General features: G+C 51.6%; 14 protein-coding genes. 9 read left to right on the top strand and 5 right to left on the bottom strand.

Annotation, left to right across the window (positions count from 1 at the left end; all coding sequences use genetic code 11):
* Positions 1 to 239: 239 nt before the first annotated feature.
* The 3 genes from GQY55_RS03245 to GQY55_RS03255 all read right to left on the bottom strand — a co-directional run bounded on the left by GQY55_RS03245 (position 240) and on the right by GQY55_RS03255 (position 1,630).
* Positions 240 to 626, bottom strand: coding sequence for a VOC family protein (locus tag GQY55_RS03245; protein ID WP_160038045.1), 387 nt, complete (start codon positions 624 to 626; stop codon positions 240 to 242).
* Between the two features lies 1 nt (position 627).
* On the bottom strand, positions 628 to 1,116 hold the full coding sequence (locus GQY55_RS03250; RefSeq protein WP_160038047.1) for a VOC family protein: 489 nt from the start codon (positions 1,114 to 1,116) through the stop codon (positions 628 to 630).
* Positions 1,117 to 1,180: 64 nt separating this feature from the next.
* Positions 1,181 to 1,630 (bottom strand): MarR family winged helix-turn-helix transcriptional regulator, encoded by a 450-nt coding sequence (locus tag GQY55_RS03255; RefSeq protein WP_373309109.1) that lies wholly within the window; start codon positions 1,628 to 1,630, stop codon positions 1,181 to 1,183.
* 299 nt (positions 1,631 to 1,929) lie between these two features.
* Here GQY55_RS03255 and GQY55_RS03260 point away from each other — a divergent pair, with 299 nt between their 5' ends.
* The 4 genes from GQY55_RS03260 (at position 1,930) to GQY55_RS03275 (ending at position 5,168) form a co-directional block, all read left to right on the top strand.
* Positions 1,930 to 3,498, top strand: coding sequence for a catalase (locus tag GQY55_RS03260; RefSeq protein WP_280517160.1), 1,569 nt, complete (start codon positions 1,930 to 1,932; stop codon positions 3,496 to 3,498).
* A 197-nt stretch (positions 3,499 to 3,695) separates the two neighbouring features.
* Positions 3,696 to 3,914: a carotenoid oxygenase family protein gene (locus tag GQY55_RS03265; RefSeq protein WP_160038053.1), complete on the top strand. Its 219-nt coding sequence runs from the start codon at positions 3,696 to 3,698 to the stop codon at positions 3,912 to 3,914.
* A 2-nt stretch (positions 3,915 to 3,916) separates the two neighbouring features.
* Positions 3,917 to 4,534 (top strand): VC0807 family protein, encoded by a 618-nt coding sequence (locus GQY55_RS03270; protein WP_160038055.1) that lies wholly within the window; start codon positions 3,917 to 3,919, stop codon positions 4,532 to 4,534.
* Between the two features lie 19 nt (positions 4,535 to 4,553).
* Positions 4,554 to 5,168, top strand: a complete 615-nt coding sequence (locus GQY55_RS03275; protein WP_160038057.1) for a TetR/AcrR family transcriptional regulator — start codon at positions 4,554 to 4,556, stop codon at positions 5,166 to 5,168.
* A gap of 65 nt (positions 5,169 to 5,233) precedes the next feature.
* On the opposite strand, the gene GQY55_RS03280 is transcribed toward GQY55_RS03275, so the two are convergent.
* Positions 5,234 to 5,779: a DUF2812 domain-containing protein gene (locus GQY55_RS03280; protein ID WP_160038059.1), complete on the bottom strand. Its 546-nt coding sequence runs from the start codon at positions 5,777 to 5,779 to the stop codon at positions 5,234 to 5,236.
* Between the two features lie 6 nt (positions 5,780 to 5,785).
* Positions 5,786 to 6,124 carry a PadR family transcriptional regulator gene (locus GQY55_RS03285; protein WP_373309108.1) on the bottom strand — a complete coding sequence of 113 codons (339 nt, stop codon included), beginning with the start codon at positions 6,122 to 6,124 and terminating at the stop codon, positions 5,786 to 5,788.
* A 473-nt stretch (positions 6,125 to 6,597) separates the two neighbouring features.
* On the opposite strand from GQY55_RS03285, the gene GQY55_RS03290 reads away from it, so the two are divergent.
* From GQY55_RS03290 to GQY55_RS03310, 5 genes are all read left to right on the top strand, one after another.
* Complete coding sequence (locus tag GQY55_RS03290) at positions 6,598 to 9,147, top strand: LamG-like jellyroll fold domain-containing protein (RefSeq protein WP_160038061.1); 2,550 nt, start codon at positions 6,598 to 6,600, stop codon at positions 9,145 to 9,147.
* A gap of 198 nt (positions 9,148 to 9,345) precedes the next feature.
* Entirely contained in the window at positions 9,346 to 10,305 is a 960-nt protein-coding gene (locus tag GQY55_RS03295) for an ATP-binding protein (protein ID WP_160038063.1), read from the top strand.
* Positions 10,306 to 10,370: 65 nt separating this feature from the next.
* Entirely contained in the window at positions 10,371 to 11,009 is a 639-nt protein-coding gene (locus tag GQY55_RS03300; RefSeq protein ID WP_160038065.1) for an RNA ligase family protein, read from the top strand.
* A 529-nt stretch (positions 11,010 to 11,538) separates the two neighbouring features.
* On the top strand, positions 11,539 to 12,336 hold the full coding sequence (locus GQY55_RS03305) for a hypothetical protein (RefSeq protein ID WP_160038067.1): 798 nt from the start codon (positions 11,539 to 11,541) through the stop codon (positions 12,334 to 12,336).
* A 47-nt stretch (positions 12,337 to 12,383) separates the two neighbouring features.
* Complete coding sequence (locus GQY55_RS03310) at positions 12,384 to 13,631, top strand: MFS transporter (RefSeq protein ID WP_160038069.1); 1,248 nt, start codon at positions 12,384 to 12,386, stop codon at positions 13,629 to 13,631.
* Positions 13,632 to 13,683: the final 52 nt, after the last annotated feature.

Consider the following 13,683-nt stretch of genomic DNA (forward strand, 5'->3'; position numbering starts at 1 on the left):
AAAAATTGGCAAAAAACGAATGCTCAATCAAATGATAGGATGTTCGGAGCGTCATGCCCATGCAAAAATCCGTCCTCTTTCATTAAAAATCAGACATTTCAATGTTTAACATTTTTGCGGCATCGTTCCGTGAGAAAGGCGCAAAAAAGACCGCATTTCAGCCAGCGTGCCGACGTTTGCGGTCTTTTCGTCCCGGGCGAACCCGGAGGAATTCCTTGGTGAACATCCGGGAAGGGAGCCTATTTCGCCGTAACCTGCTTTCGCTCAAAGCAAGTCACCTCGAACAGGATCCCGCCCAAGGCGGTAAAATATAGCGAGTATCCGCCTCGAACATTGCGCGGCCGGGTTCCGTCATGCATGCGGGCGTCGGTCAGCCGGTCGCAAAACCGGTCGACTTCTTCCGGCGTATCCACGATAAACCCTACGTGATAACCTTCCGGGTAGACAGGAGCTTCGCCCCCGAATGCCTTCGGATTGCTTAAGACGAGCGTGAAGCCGCAGCGGTCGTTCATGACCAGCATGGCGTCTCCTTTTTGCTGCTCCAATTCGAAATCAAACAGGTTTTGAAATAGCTCTTTGGCTTCGGCCAGGTCGCCGACGCATAGATTCAAATGGTTCAAACGCATGTTATTCTACCTCCCACGCGGCTTCGATTTGTACGCCGTTCTGATCGACGAAAATAAAATTGCGGATGGCGCCTTGCCCGTAAATGTCCGTCATAACGATGCCTAGCTGCTGCAATGTTTGGCGCAGTGTCATGGCCTCTTGCTCGGAAGCCAACGCAAACGCGATATGCTGCAGCGCTCCCGGCACGAATCGGTACAAGTCCGCAGAACCCGGATCGTCCATCAGCCGGCGGATCGCATCGGCGCTTGAGGTTATTTCGGCATCGGGGTATTCAAAAAAATGGAGCCCCCATGCATCGGTGTCGCCCGGCTTGATAAAGCAATGCCTGCCGCGCTGTTTCATCGCCGGGTAAATGTTGCCGGCTTTCATGCCGAGAACATCCTCATAAAAGCGAATCGTTGCATCCAAATCCGGGGTTACCAAGGCGATATGATGGAAGCCGAGCCAATGAAAGCGCGGTTGTTTCCCATGTGGATCCAATACATCCATTTCAAATGCTCTCCTTTCAACAAACTAATTAGAATTCTAACTACTTGGGCGAAAAAAGCGGATTTTACCGCTTCTCGAATATTCCGACCATTTTGACCAATAGCTTCTTCAACGAGTCGAACTCCTCGGGCGTTAGGCCAGCCTTGACCTTGTTTTCGACGTCCGCGGCAAACCGCTCCGTTTCATCGGCCGTCCGCACGCCTTCGTCGGTCAGGTAGATCAGCTTGAACCGGCCGTCTTCAGGGTGATCCTTGCGCACGATGAGCCCTTTTTTCTCCAGGCCGTTCATCAGGCTCGTCACGCTGGGACGTTCGATCATCAGGATCGGCTCGATTTGGGAGGAAGTGATGCCCGGGAATTGCCGGATGATGCGCAGCGCGCTCCACTGCGTATGCGTCAGCCCCAAGGGCTTCAACATTTCCTCGACATCCTTGCGAAGCGTAATGTACCCCATCTTCATCAACCGCCCGATGGGACCGTCCTGCCATTTCCACTCGGAGTTTCGCTCCGTCACGTTCATGCACCCCAAACTAGTTAGAATTCTAACTAGATCATAGCGATGCAGATCCTCATTTGTCAATAGGCAAATTCCAATGGCCGGCCGAAGACCCACAGACTTCATAAGCTTGGAGGAGAAAGGGGATACGGCTTTCCATCGGTATAAAAAGAAATCCAATGGGCAAATCTACCTTTGACGAAAATATGCAGGGCAAAAATTTGCTTTTAAGGAGACAGCAACCTATGACGAACGAACAAAAGCCATCGGAACACGGAATTTCGGTCACGGGTTCGGGCGACGCGCTGGACCGGCGGATGGGCACGGGGGAAGACGACATGACGTTGACCACAAGGCAGGGGCATCCGGTAACCAATAATCAAAGCATTCGGACGGTAGGGAACCGCGGACCGGCGACTCTTGAAAACTATCAATTCATCGAAAAAATCACCCATTTCGACCGGGAACGCGTGCCGGAGCGGGTGGTGCATGCCCGCGGCGCGGGCGCGCACGGCTATTTCGAATCCTACGGGAAGGTGGGCGACGAGCCGGTTTCGAAATATACCCGGGCCAAGCTGTTTCAGGGGGAAGGCAAAAGAACTCCCGTTTTTGTCCGTTTCTCAAGCGTTATACATGGCGGGCATTCCCCGGAAACGCTGCGCGACCCGAGAGGATTTGCCGTCAAATTCTATACGGAAGACGGCAACTGGGATTTGGTGGGCAACAACCTGAAAATCTTCTTTATCCGCGATGCCATCAAATTCCCCGATATGATCCATGCCTTCAAACCCGATCCGGTGACGAACATTCAGGACAACGAACGCTTTTTCGATTTTTGCTCCAACTCGCCGGAAACGCTGCACATGGTGACGTTCGTGCAATCCCCATGGGGAATTCCGGCCAACTACCGGCAAATGCAGGGCTCCGGGGTGAATACCTACAAATGGGTGAACGACAAAGGGGAAGCGGTGCTCGTCAAATACCATTGGGAGCCGAAACAGGGCATCAAAAATTTGACCCAGAAGGAAGCCGAGGCGATTCAGGCGAAAAATTTCAACCATGCGACGCAGGATTTGTACGAGGCGATCGAACGCGGCGACTATCCGGAATGGGAGCTGTTCGTGCAGATTTTGAGCGACGACGAACACCCGGAACTGGATTTTGACCCGCTGGACGATACGAAGCTGTGGCCGAAAGAGCAAATTCCGTGGCTTCCGGTCGGGCGGATGGTGCTGAACAAAAATCCGGAGAACTATTTCGCGGAGGTCGAGCAAGCGGCGTTCGGAACCGGCGTTCTCGTGGACGGGCTGGATTTTTCCGATGACAAAATGCTGCAAGGCCGCACGTTGTCCTATTCCGACACCCAACGATACCGCGTCGGCGCGAACTATTTGCAGCTGCCGATCAACGCGCCGAAAAAGCGCGTGGCGACCAACCAGCGCGACGGGCAGATGACGTACCATGTGGACCTGGCTCCCGGCCAAAACCCGCACGTCAATTACGAGCCGTCTTCATTGAACGGGCTGCAGGAGGCATCCCGAACGAGCGCCGATTATACGCCTCACGTCGAAGGAAAGCTGGTGCGCGAGAGCATCGACCGGACGAATGATTACAAGCAGGCAGGAGAAACGTACCGGGCGTTCAGCGACTTCGAAAAAGACGAGCTGATCAGCAACCTGGTGAACGGTTTGGCTTCCTGCAAACCGGTCATTCAGAACAAGATGATCGAGCATTTGACGAAATGCGACCCGGATTACGGACGCCGCGTTGCCGAAGGACTCAAGCAGCATGGGGCTAGCAAGGATCATGGCCCGCTTGGCGCGACCGGCACGCACGAGGCGGTGAAAGAAGCGGAGCGTAAAGGCCACGAGAGTGATTCCTATTAAGCGATTTGACGTGAACGAAAAATAGAACGACAGCAAAACTGAAGCTAACCGGCGCAAACGTTCCCCCGGAATCCCTGCGCCCGGTTAGCTTGTTTTTTTGAAGCGATCCAAATGCGGATTGCAAAAAAATTTTCCAAAACTCGTTGACATACCTTCGGTAGGTATGTAAAATTTGAGATACCTACCGAAGGTATGTTGTGGATCCCGTGTTTGTGGCCACGCCCCAAGCTTCGAGCGAAGACGATGGCGTCATTTTGTCCGTCGTATTGGACGGCGATGGCGGAAGCTCCTACCTGCTTGCGCTTGATGCGGTTACGTTTGAGGAGCTTGGCAGGGCCGTCGTCCCGCATCATATTCCGTATGGGTTTCACGGTTTGTACACGAATGAATTATTTAATGAAGAGGAAGGGGTATAACTATGAAAACTCGTCGAGCCATCATCGTTACTCTGGTTATGAATATCGTGCTGCCTTACTTGATTTACACCATGCTTATCCCGCATACTAGCAGCATTGTCGCTTTGTCCGTCGCTTCCGTCGTTCCGCTTTTCGATTCCGTTTACAGCCTGATCAAGTCGCGCAAAGTGGATGCATTCTCCAGCTTTATCTTTTTGGGCCTTATTCTTGGGGTCATTGCCGTTCTCATTGGCGGCGACGAACGTTTCATCCTGCTGCGCGAATCCTATGTGACCGGGATTATGGGGATCTTGTTTTTAGGTTCGCTCTGTTTTGCCCGGCCGCTCATTTATTATTTTGCCGACAGATTTACGGGGCATGATCCGAACATGGAGCAGAAGTGGAACCAATCTCCGGCATATCGGCGCAGGTTCCGTTTGATGACCGGAGTATGGGGGGTGTGCTTGCTGCTGGAGGCAGGCGTCAAAGTGGTGCTTGTTTACAGTTTGTCGGTGCCGGCTTTCCTTGCGATTTCGCCGTTTTTCACTTATGGCATCATCGCGCTGGCGATTTGGTGGAATATCGCCTATGTCAGAAAAATAAAAAAGCAGGCTGCGCGCAATACCGGCGTGACACAGTAATAGGGAGGTTAACCATATCATGTCCAAAGACAAACCAATGAATGAAAGCTTAAAACTGCTGCTAGACACTGCGGAAGAGATGATATTGGAAAAGGGGTGCCGGGCGACGACGCTGCAGGATATCGCGGACCGGGCCGGATTGACCAAAGGAGCGATCTATCACTACGTCAAAAGCAAAGATGAGCTTTTCGGCATGATTTTGGAGGCGGGATTGGAAAAAACGAACCAACGTTTTTATGAATCCGTCGAAAAATCCCCGGGCGGCGACGAAGGGCTTCAAGGCCCGATGAACGCGCTGTCTCAGCGGATCGGGAGGGTCGGGGCGGCCGACAACGCAACCACCCTGATCTTCATGTATTTGCTGAGCAACAAAGATAAACCCGCCGTGGCGGATATTTTGAAACGGCATTACGAAGCTTCCATCGAGTCTTCCACGAAATGGATCGAAGTCGGGCAGCAGCATGGAGGCATTCCTGCCACGATCGATGCGAGAAAGGCTTCACGCATGTTGGCGTTGTTCAAGAATGGACTGCAGATTCAGCGCATTATCGGCGCGGACGACCATATCGACGAAGCGGAAGTATACAAGTTTTTGATGAGCGCGCTCACGCATGATGATGCTAAAAACGGATGAAGCCCAGTGTTTCATTCGTTTTTTTGCTATATAAGAATTTTTCAAAAACGCGGCGCCGTTAGTCGTTAGGAGGTTATTTTTTTGATCTTTTTCCCTGTTTTCGCATAACCGTATCCCAACAAACCAAATAAAAGCACGTAAATGCAGGCGACAGGAAGGATGATTCCCCATACGCCGCTGTAATGGTTCAATACATTGACCATATTGGTCGAAAAAATGATGACATTCGTAAGCATCAATATTCCGATGACGCGCTGTATCTTTTTGTAATGCTCGGTCAAAGATTCGGTATCCGTATACAGCTTCGGGAGGTCGCCCGATTCCCATTCCGTGCGGAAATAATGCCACGCGCCTTTGTAAGAAGACACATATTCCCATCCGGCGTCTTGATACAAATCCTTATATTCCTCCAGGCGTTCTTTCGTAAGTCCCGGCTGATAATCCAAACGGTAGGTGTATCGTACCGAAGGATTGCGCGTGAAAAAGCTATTGAATGCGCCCGCTTTCTTAAAGTGGAGCCCTTGGGCGGACAATCCGTTTAACCATTCTTCTTCTTTCTCATAATTCCAGCTTGTCGTGAAGCGGAATCTTTTCTCCAAATGCTCACCCATGCATCGTCACTCCTTCGTTTCATTTACTGCCTGTTCGCCAGCCGCCAGAAGCTCCTTCAGCCGAACGATTTCCGCAGCGACAACGGTTTTTCCGTCTGGCGTAATTTGATACATTTTACGCCTTGGGTCCGAGCCTTCAGGCATCGGAAAATGATCGATCAGTCCTTTTTTCAGCAACGTATTCAGCGCTGTGTACAGCGTTCCCGCGCCGATTTTTACTCTGCCGCCGCTCATTTTTTCCGTATCCTGCATGATGCCGTAGCCGTGTGCGGGCTCTTTGTACAAGGCGATCAATATATAATAAAAAGCTTCGGTCAGCGGCAGCATCTGTTCAGGTGGTTTCAACGGTGTTCTCCTCCGAAATATAATGAGTATCGATATATCATATAACGATATATTAAGATCAGTTATATCGAATGTCAATATAAAAACCGCATATTTTCTTCATTAAACGTGAGGGCGTATAATGCGTTATCATCCATTTTTTATTTTAGCTACATGTCAAATAAAATTCGAACGTCGTTTCGAACGTGAACAAATGAAATGCCAACTATGATTATGTTTTTCGCTCTCTTTAGTGCAATAACTTATTTGGGATCGATAAGGCGCCCTAAAACCTATGAACTTCAGTATTGAATTTCAAATTGATTTAATATAATATAATCTAAAACATTTTAATTGTTTTCAAATTAAATGGGCTTGAAAGCGTTTAATTATTCGCGGGAATGAAAGAAAGGAGATGCGGCCGGTTACATAAAGGAAAATACGATGCAGGAAGACATGTTCCGCTACGCAAGGACAAGGGAGGAGAAACATAAATGAAAAGAAAAAGCGTATCCATGCTCGCCGCGTTGATGCTGTTTGCATCGGTTGCGGGGCAAGGGTTTGGACAGGATGCGGCCGGAGCTGCTTCAAGCCGCGGCAATGAGGGTAAAACGGAAAGTCAGGGAGGAACCAAACCGGTGTTTGCGAACGTATCCGTACATGACCCTTCGATCGTGAAGGACGGCGATACGTATTACGTATTCGGTTCGCATATCGAGGCGGCGAAGTCGAAGGATTTGCAGAACTGGACCCGGTTTACGAACGGATATACGACGCCGGGGAACACGCTGTACGGGGATTTGTCCAAAAATCTTGCGGAGTCCTTTGCTTGGGCGGGCGAGAACGATTCGGACAGCAAAGGCGGTTTTTCGGTATGGGCGCCCGAAGTGTTCTGGAACAATGACTACGTCAATGCCGACGGAACCAAAGGGGCGTACATGATTTATTATTGCACGTCCTCGACGTATATCCGGTCCGCGATCGGTTACGCGGTATCTCAAAACATCGAGGGCCCTTACAAGGACGTCGGCACGCTTGTATACTCCGGATTTACCCGCGACGATGCGAAGGATAAAGACAGCCAGGTCAACAAAAAATGGACGAATACGAACATCCGGAAACTGATCGAAGGCGGCACATTGTCCGGCGCCAACGACCGATGGTTTAACCCGGACGGCTCTTACGCCAACGGCACCTATCCGAACGCGATCGATCCGAACCTGTTCCGCGATAAGGACGGCAAGCTCTGGATGAGTTACGGCTCGTGGTCGGGCGGTATCTTTGTGCTCCAGGTCGATGATAAGACCGGCAAGGTCATCTATCCGGGCAAAGACGGCAAAACGGCGGACGGACGTCTGATCGACCGGTATTTCGGAACGAAAATCGCCGGCGGATTCGGCAAATCCGGCGAAGGACCGTACGTCATTTACGACAAGGAAACCGGATATTATTACCTGTATGTGACTTACGGATGGCTTGGCGCCGACGGCGGCTACAACATGCGCGTATTCCGCTCGAAAAATCCGGACGGGCCTTACCTGGATGCCGGCGGGCAAAACGCCGTGCTTCCGGCCGATACCGACAATGCGCCTTACGGCAACAAACTGATGGGCAATTACTTGTTCCAGCGGGATGTGGGTGATCCGGGAACCGGGATTGGCGTGGGTTACGTATCTTCCGGACATAATTCCGTCCTGATCGATGAGAGGACGGGCAAACGCTTTTTGGTATTCCATACCCGCTTCCCGAACATGGGCGAGGCGCATGAGCTGCGGGTGCACCAGATTTTCATGAACGGGGAAGGCTGGCCGGTTGTTGCTCCATACCGCTATACAGGGGAAACCTTGCAGAAGGTCGACCGCCAGGAGCTGATCGGGGAATACAAATTCATTAATTACGGCAAAGAGACGAGTCCGGCGATTCAAAAGGCGCGGTATATCCGGCTGGACAAAAATAATGCCATTTCCGGAGACGTGACCGGTACGTGGAAAAAGACGGCACATAACGAAGCCGAGCTTACCCTTGGCGGCAAAGTCTATTCCGGCGTGTTCGTCAGCGAATGGGATCCGGTGTCCGAACGCCGCGTCATGACCTTTACGGCGTCTTCGCATGAAGGCGAAGCCGTATGGGGAAGCAAGCTGGAAGAACAAACCGATAAGCAAATCGTACAGGCCGTTTATCAAGATCTGAACCTCGGGGATACGACCAAGGTCGTTTCCGATTTGGTTTTGCCGGCAGAAGGAACGCGTCATACGGCCATTGCCTGGGAAAGCTCGGATCCGACCGTCGTATCCGCCAAAGGAGAGATTCGCCGTCCGGAAGAAGGATCTGCGGTTACTGCGGTGCTTACGGCAACGATCACGAGAGGAAAGGAAAAGCAAACGAAGCGCTTTGACATCACCGTCCTTCCGCATGTCAAAGCGAAGCTTCAAGCCCGTTACGGGTTTGACGGAAGTTTGGCGGAGGAATCCGGACGATTCGAAGTCGGCACCGTTTCCGGGGACCGGATCGACAAGACCGGCGGCAGCATCACCTTTGCCGATGGCAAAAACGGCCAAGCGGCCCGCTTTGACGGCAAATCCGGGATCCGCCTTCCGAAAGGGCTTATCGCGAGCCATACGTATTCCGTATCCCTCTGGGTCAAACCGGAGGAGTTAACGACGTATACTCCGACCTTTTTCGGCGCCAAAGACAGCGAGCATTGGGTAAGCCTGGTGCCGCGCGGTCCGGTGAAGGACAATACGATGGTATGGTCGGGCAGCGCAAGCTGGTACGACGGTCCGGCGGGAATGACGGTTCCGGCCGGGGATTGGACTCATCTGGCATTCTCCGTGGACCGCGGCACGTTAACGGTTTATGTAAACGGGGTTCAGAAATTTAAAGGGGCAAACTTCCCTGACGTATTTAGCGGAGGGGATGCAGCGTTCAGCCTTGGGGTCAATTGGTGGGATGCCCCGTTCAAAGGGCTGATCGACGACCTTCGCATTTATGACGGGGCGCTGACGCCTGCACAGGCTGCCGAGCTGCCGAATTTGAAGTCGTAGCGAAAACGAACGAGCGATAAGAGATAAAAAAGTGCAGATCGTTTCAAACCGGGGCGCAAGCAGGGAAATAACCTGCTTCGCCCCGATTTCTTTTTGGCGGAGATTGGAGATATTGGGATTCCGTCTGAAACAAAAGGGGCGGCGAACGCGTATAACTTAAAAGCACCGAAAACATGGTGCTGGAAGGAGGTGATCGCGATGAGCACGATTCATATGCTGGTCGGCCTCCCGGGCAGCGGCAAAAGCCATTACGCCAAAGAATTATGCAAACGTCAGCGCGCCGCACTGGTCGCGACGGACGCCATCCGCGAAAGATTGTTCGGCAGCGAATCGATTCAAAAAAACGCGTACCTGGTTTTTGAAGAAGCTTATTTGGAGATCGGGAAGGCTCTGGAATCCGGCCGAAACGTCGTTTTTGACGCCACGAACGTCAGCCGGGACCGCAGGTTGAAGTTTTTGAAAACATTCAAGGACGCACCCGTGGAATGCCATGTCATGACGACGCCGTACGAGGTGGTTGCGGAGCGCAATCTTTCGAGAAAACGCCGGGTCGGTGAAAGGATTTTAACGAAATACGCCAAAAGCTTCGAATTCCCCGTCGCCGGTGAAGGTTTTCAGGAACTGCATTTGGTTCATTTCCCTTCGGGAACGGGTCTTGAGCGGGAGACGCTGGAGCAGCTGCTTGCGAGCGGGGCGGACCACGACACGCTTTTTGCGTATTTATCGGCATATCCGCACTTTCGGACGATGCTTGGCTTCGACCAGGAAAATCCGCATCATTCCAAGACGTTGTCGGAGCACACGTATGCCGTGCTGGAATACTTGAACGCCTGCTACGAAGGGGAGCATTTGCTCGCCATGCAGCTGGCCGCATTGTTCCATGACATAGGCAAGCCGTTCAGCAAAGTATGGAAAGCATCCCGCGGCTATTATTCGTATTACGGGCATGAGCATGTATCGGCAAGCGTCGCAGCCCATGTATTGCAGGAGCTCGGATATGACAAAGGGTTCGCCCTTCATGTCATCCATCTGGTCAGCTTCCATATGGATATTTTGCATGGCGGGGATGCAGGAGCATCAAAGATTTACCATCTGCTCGGCGAGGACGTGCTGGCGGAGCTTTATTTTTTCGCCGAAGCGGACACGTTTGCCAAATAAGAAATTGGCGGCTGTTTCGGAGCATACAAGCTCAATTATGGGCGAGTTGACGGGAGGTGAACGAAATGAAAATAAAATATCCGCGCACGATGCATCTGCCGTGGTCGAGAAGTTATACCGACGATGACAAAATTTTGCGGAACACCGATCATTTTGCGGGCCGCGAAGTGGCCATTACCGAAAAAATGGATGGGGAAAACACGACGATGTACCCCGACGACATCCATGCCAGATCCCTTGACGGCAAGGATCATCCGTCCCGGCATTTTGTCAAGACGCTGCATGGAGGAATCCGGTATTTGATACCGGAGGGCTACCGGTTATGCGGGGAAAACGTATACGCCAAGCATTCGATTGAATATGTATCATTGCCTTCGTATTTCATGCTGTTTTCGGTATGGAACGAACGCAACGTATGCCTTTCCTGGGACGAAACGGAAAGCTGGGCGGCGCGTCTTGGGCTGTCGACCGTTCCGGTATTGTACAGAGGGATATGGAGCGAAGAAGCGGCTAAAGCCTGTTACACGAAGCTGTCCCGCTGCGGCGGAGAGCAGGAAGGGTACGTCGTAAGGCTGGCGTCTGCATTCCGATACGAGGATTTTCAGCAAAGCGCGGCCAAATTCGTCCGCAAAAACCACGTGCAAACCGACGAGCATTGGTTAAGCAAGCCGGTCGAACCCAATCGGTTAGCTCCATCGCCGTAAAATCGCAGCTAGGTGAAGCAACGGGATAAGCGGTTCACAATTCAAGAAAAGAAAGGCGTGTTGATCATGTAATTCGTCCGACAGATTTTCCGAGTCGAAGAAAAACCCGGCAGTACTATACATACGATGGGAGCAATCCTTAAAATTCCGTGCCTAAAGACGTTTATTCGGTTATCGTCATCATGCACAGGGAAAATCGAATGTTAGGAGAAATCTACTAAACATTCTAGTTCAAAAGCATTGTTTAAAGCCGTTTCACGTCCGGAAAATTGATGCCGCAGCGCAAAGGTTATATACTGATACATAATCAGGCTATGGAACCCCCTTCCTTCTATTCATCTTCCAATGGGCAATAGGGATTCCGATTTCCTGATTTTTTAGTTTCATAGCTTCATAACCTTACGGGGTACCCAAACAAATGCGACATTTACCCAAGAGCACCAAGTATCGAAACGTTTCTTTCGATTGAAGCTGCAACATACATAGGAAATTCAAAGAATCGCAACTCTCTTGGAAAGGAGATGGCCTCATGTGTACGGGGGCGGCTTTTTATCACACGGGCCATATAGGTCCGCTGGAAGCCCTTGAGATCGGATGCGCTTTTTTCGAATCGACGGGCATTCGGATCACGAGTGCGGGTTATTATGAATATCTCGAGAACGGCGATCATGAAGGAGACCATGACATCATGGAAGTATCCTTGGAAAAGTTGAGAGCACTGCTTGCAAGCGGGAAAGCAACCGCCTTCTGGCTGCACAACCAACAGGGGACGGTCCCTTGGAACGCCGCATTTGAATACCAAACGGACGGATTCGGGAGTTTCCCGCATATGGCCGCGTATTGCAATATCGGGATCGATCGGATTTACGGGAGGCTGACGGGTTGGATGAGGCAAACCGCCGAGCGGGTCCGTTTTCCGTACGGCATTCTGTATACGGCCGAAAACATGACGGATGCCTTTTATTATGCGGCGGGATATAACTTCACAACGATGTTTGCAACCGAAAACGGCTCTGCTTTCAACCGTGAAACGCCGGGTTTGTATAATGGACAGGCGCGTTATGTCGACAAAATGCTGCGGATGGCATACCCGTGCAATCTGTTGAATATGGAGCACTTAAAGATCGAACTCGGCGGAATCGCGCTTGGGGACTGGATTCAGTCTGATCCGAAACATGGGATATTAAGCCGGGTCCGCGAAGATTTGTGGATGTGGGAAGTGGAAGCCGGGCAGCTCGAAGAAATCAACAGGATTTTGGGAGAAGCGGGCATTCTGGTGGCATGGAGACCGCCGCAGCCGAAGAAGCCCCGAAGAAAATTGCCCTGATCAGCATATCAAAGGAATGGATACCATCACAGATTCGGAGGAAATGTATGTCGCGCCGACGGTTCAGCCGCTTGCAGGGGAACAGCAGGGGATGCCTTGCGTTCGAGCCCTTTTTTCTTATTCCTTACAGCATGTTTGGTACATATGCAACGCTTTATATGCATAACCTTGGCGTTTCCGAGACGAACATCGGATGGATTACCACCATCGGTCTCGTCGTCCAAGTGTTTTCTTCTTTCATCAGCGGGTACCTAACCGACCGGATGGGACGAAAATCGGCGATTTTGTATTTCGATCTATTGAGCTGGACATTGGCGACGTTGTTATGGGCCGTATCGCAAAACGCATGGTTTTTTGTGGCGGCGGCGATTGTGAACGGTTTTCAGCGGGTGCCGCATGTCGCGTTTTATTGCTTGGTCGTGGAGGATACGAAACCTTCCGACCGAACCTACGTTTTTACGCTGCTGCAGATTATTAGCGTCATCGGCGGGCTGTTTGCGCCGCTTGGCGGTTTGCTTGTAGAGCGTTTTGGCCTCGTGTCCGGCGTCAGGATCATGTATGTGCTTGCGTTCCTCATGATGACCTTTCAGTTCGTCGGACGGCATCTGACGACGCGCGAGACGGAAATCGGCCGGCGAAAAATGCGGGAAACGCGGGAGCTTGGCCTCAAAGAAAGCCTGATCGATTACGGCGGGGCCGTCCGCGATATTTTTGCCAGCAAACCGCTTCTGATCATTTTTGGCATTTATATTCTGTTCAATTTCCAAGCGACGATGAAATCGACGTATCTCTCGCTGTATCTGGCCGATTATTTGCATGTCAACAGCGGGTTGATCTCCCTTTTTCCGGCGGTGTCATCCGTCATCATGCTGCTGACGTTGTGGCTTCTTATGCCCAAAATCCCGGAACATGCCACAAACCGGGCCATGATGGCGGGTTTTGCGTTATCCGTCTTATCTAACGTCATGCTGGTCATTCTGCCGACTTCCAACCTGGCATGGATTGGATTAAGCACCGTATTCGCAGCCGTCGGATTGATGATCAGCTCTCCTTATTTGGAAGCGGCCGTACAAAATGCGATCGACGACGAGAAACGGGCCAAAGTATTTTCCATGCTGTCGGTGCTGATCCTGCTGCTGACTTCGCCTGCAGGCATTATCGGAGGCTGGGCTTACGAACTGGATCCGCGCATTCCGATTTGGATCGTTTCGGCCGCGTTTGCCGTTTCCGTCCTGCTGATGCTGATGCATCGCCATGGGGAGCGGGTCCGCACAGACCGGGCGCTTAAACAATGAAGCGGATCGAAGAAAAAGCTGCAACGCTATAAAAAGAAAGAACGTGGGAGGA

This window comes from Paenibacillus sp. USDA918EY (genome assembly GCF_009870825.1).
Classification (GTDB): domain Bacteria; phylum Bacillota; class Bacilli; order Paenibacillales; family Paenibacillaceae; genus Paenibacillus_AQ; species Paenibacillus_AQ albilobatus.

Coding starts and splice junctions, on each gene's coding strand:
- GQY55_RS03245 (WP_160038045.1), bottom strand. CDS start 626: ATGCGTTTGAACCATTTGAATCTATGCGTCGGCGACCTGGCCGAAGCC.
- GQY55_RS03250 (WP_160038047.1), bottom strand. CDS start 1,116: ATGGATGTATTGGATCCACATGGGAAACAACCGCGCTTTCATTGGCTC.
- GQY55_RS03260 (WP_280517160.1), top strand. CDS start 1,930: ATGGGCACGGGGGAAGACGACATGACGTTGACCACAAGGCAGGGGCAT.
- GQY55_RS03270 (WP_160038055.1), top strand. CDS start 3,917: ATGAAAACTCGTCGAGCCATCATCGTTACTCTGGTTATGAATATCGTG.
- GQY55_RS03275 (WP_160038057.1), top strand. CDS start 4,554: ATGTCCAAAGACAAACCAATGAATGAAAGCTTAAAACTGCTGCTAGAC.
- GQY55_RS03280 (WP_160038059.1), bottom strand. CDS start 5,779: ATGGGTGAGCATTTGGAGAAAAGATTCCGCTTCACGACAAGCTGGAAT.
- GQY55_RS03290 (WP_160038061.1), top strand. CDS start 6,598: ATGAAAAGAAAAAGCGTATCCATGCTCGCCGCGTTGATGCTGTTTGCA.
- GQY55_RS03295 (WP_160038063.1), top strand. CDS start 9,346: ATGAGCACGATTCATATGCTGGTCGGCCTCCCGGGCAGCGGCAAAAGC.
- GQY55_RS03300 (WP_160038065.1), top strand. CDS start 10,371: ATGAAAATAAAATATCCGCGCACGATGCATCTGCCGTGGTCGAGAAGT.
- GQY55_RS03305 (WP_160038067.1), top strand. CDS start 11,539: ATGTGTACGGGGGCGGCTTTTTATCACACGGGCCATATAGGTCCGCTG.
- GQY55_RS03310 (WP_160038069.1), top strand. CDS start 12,384: ATGTCGCGCCGACGGTTCAGCCGCTTGCAGGGGAACAGCAGGGGATGC.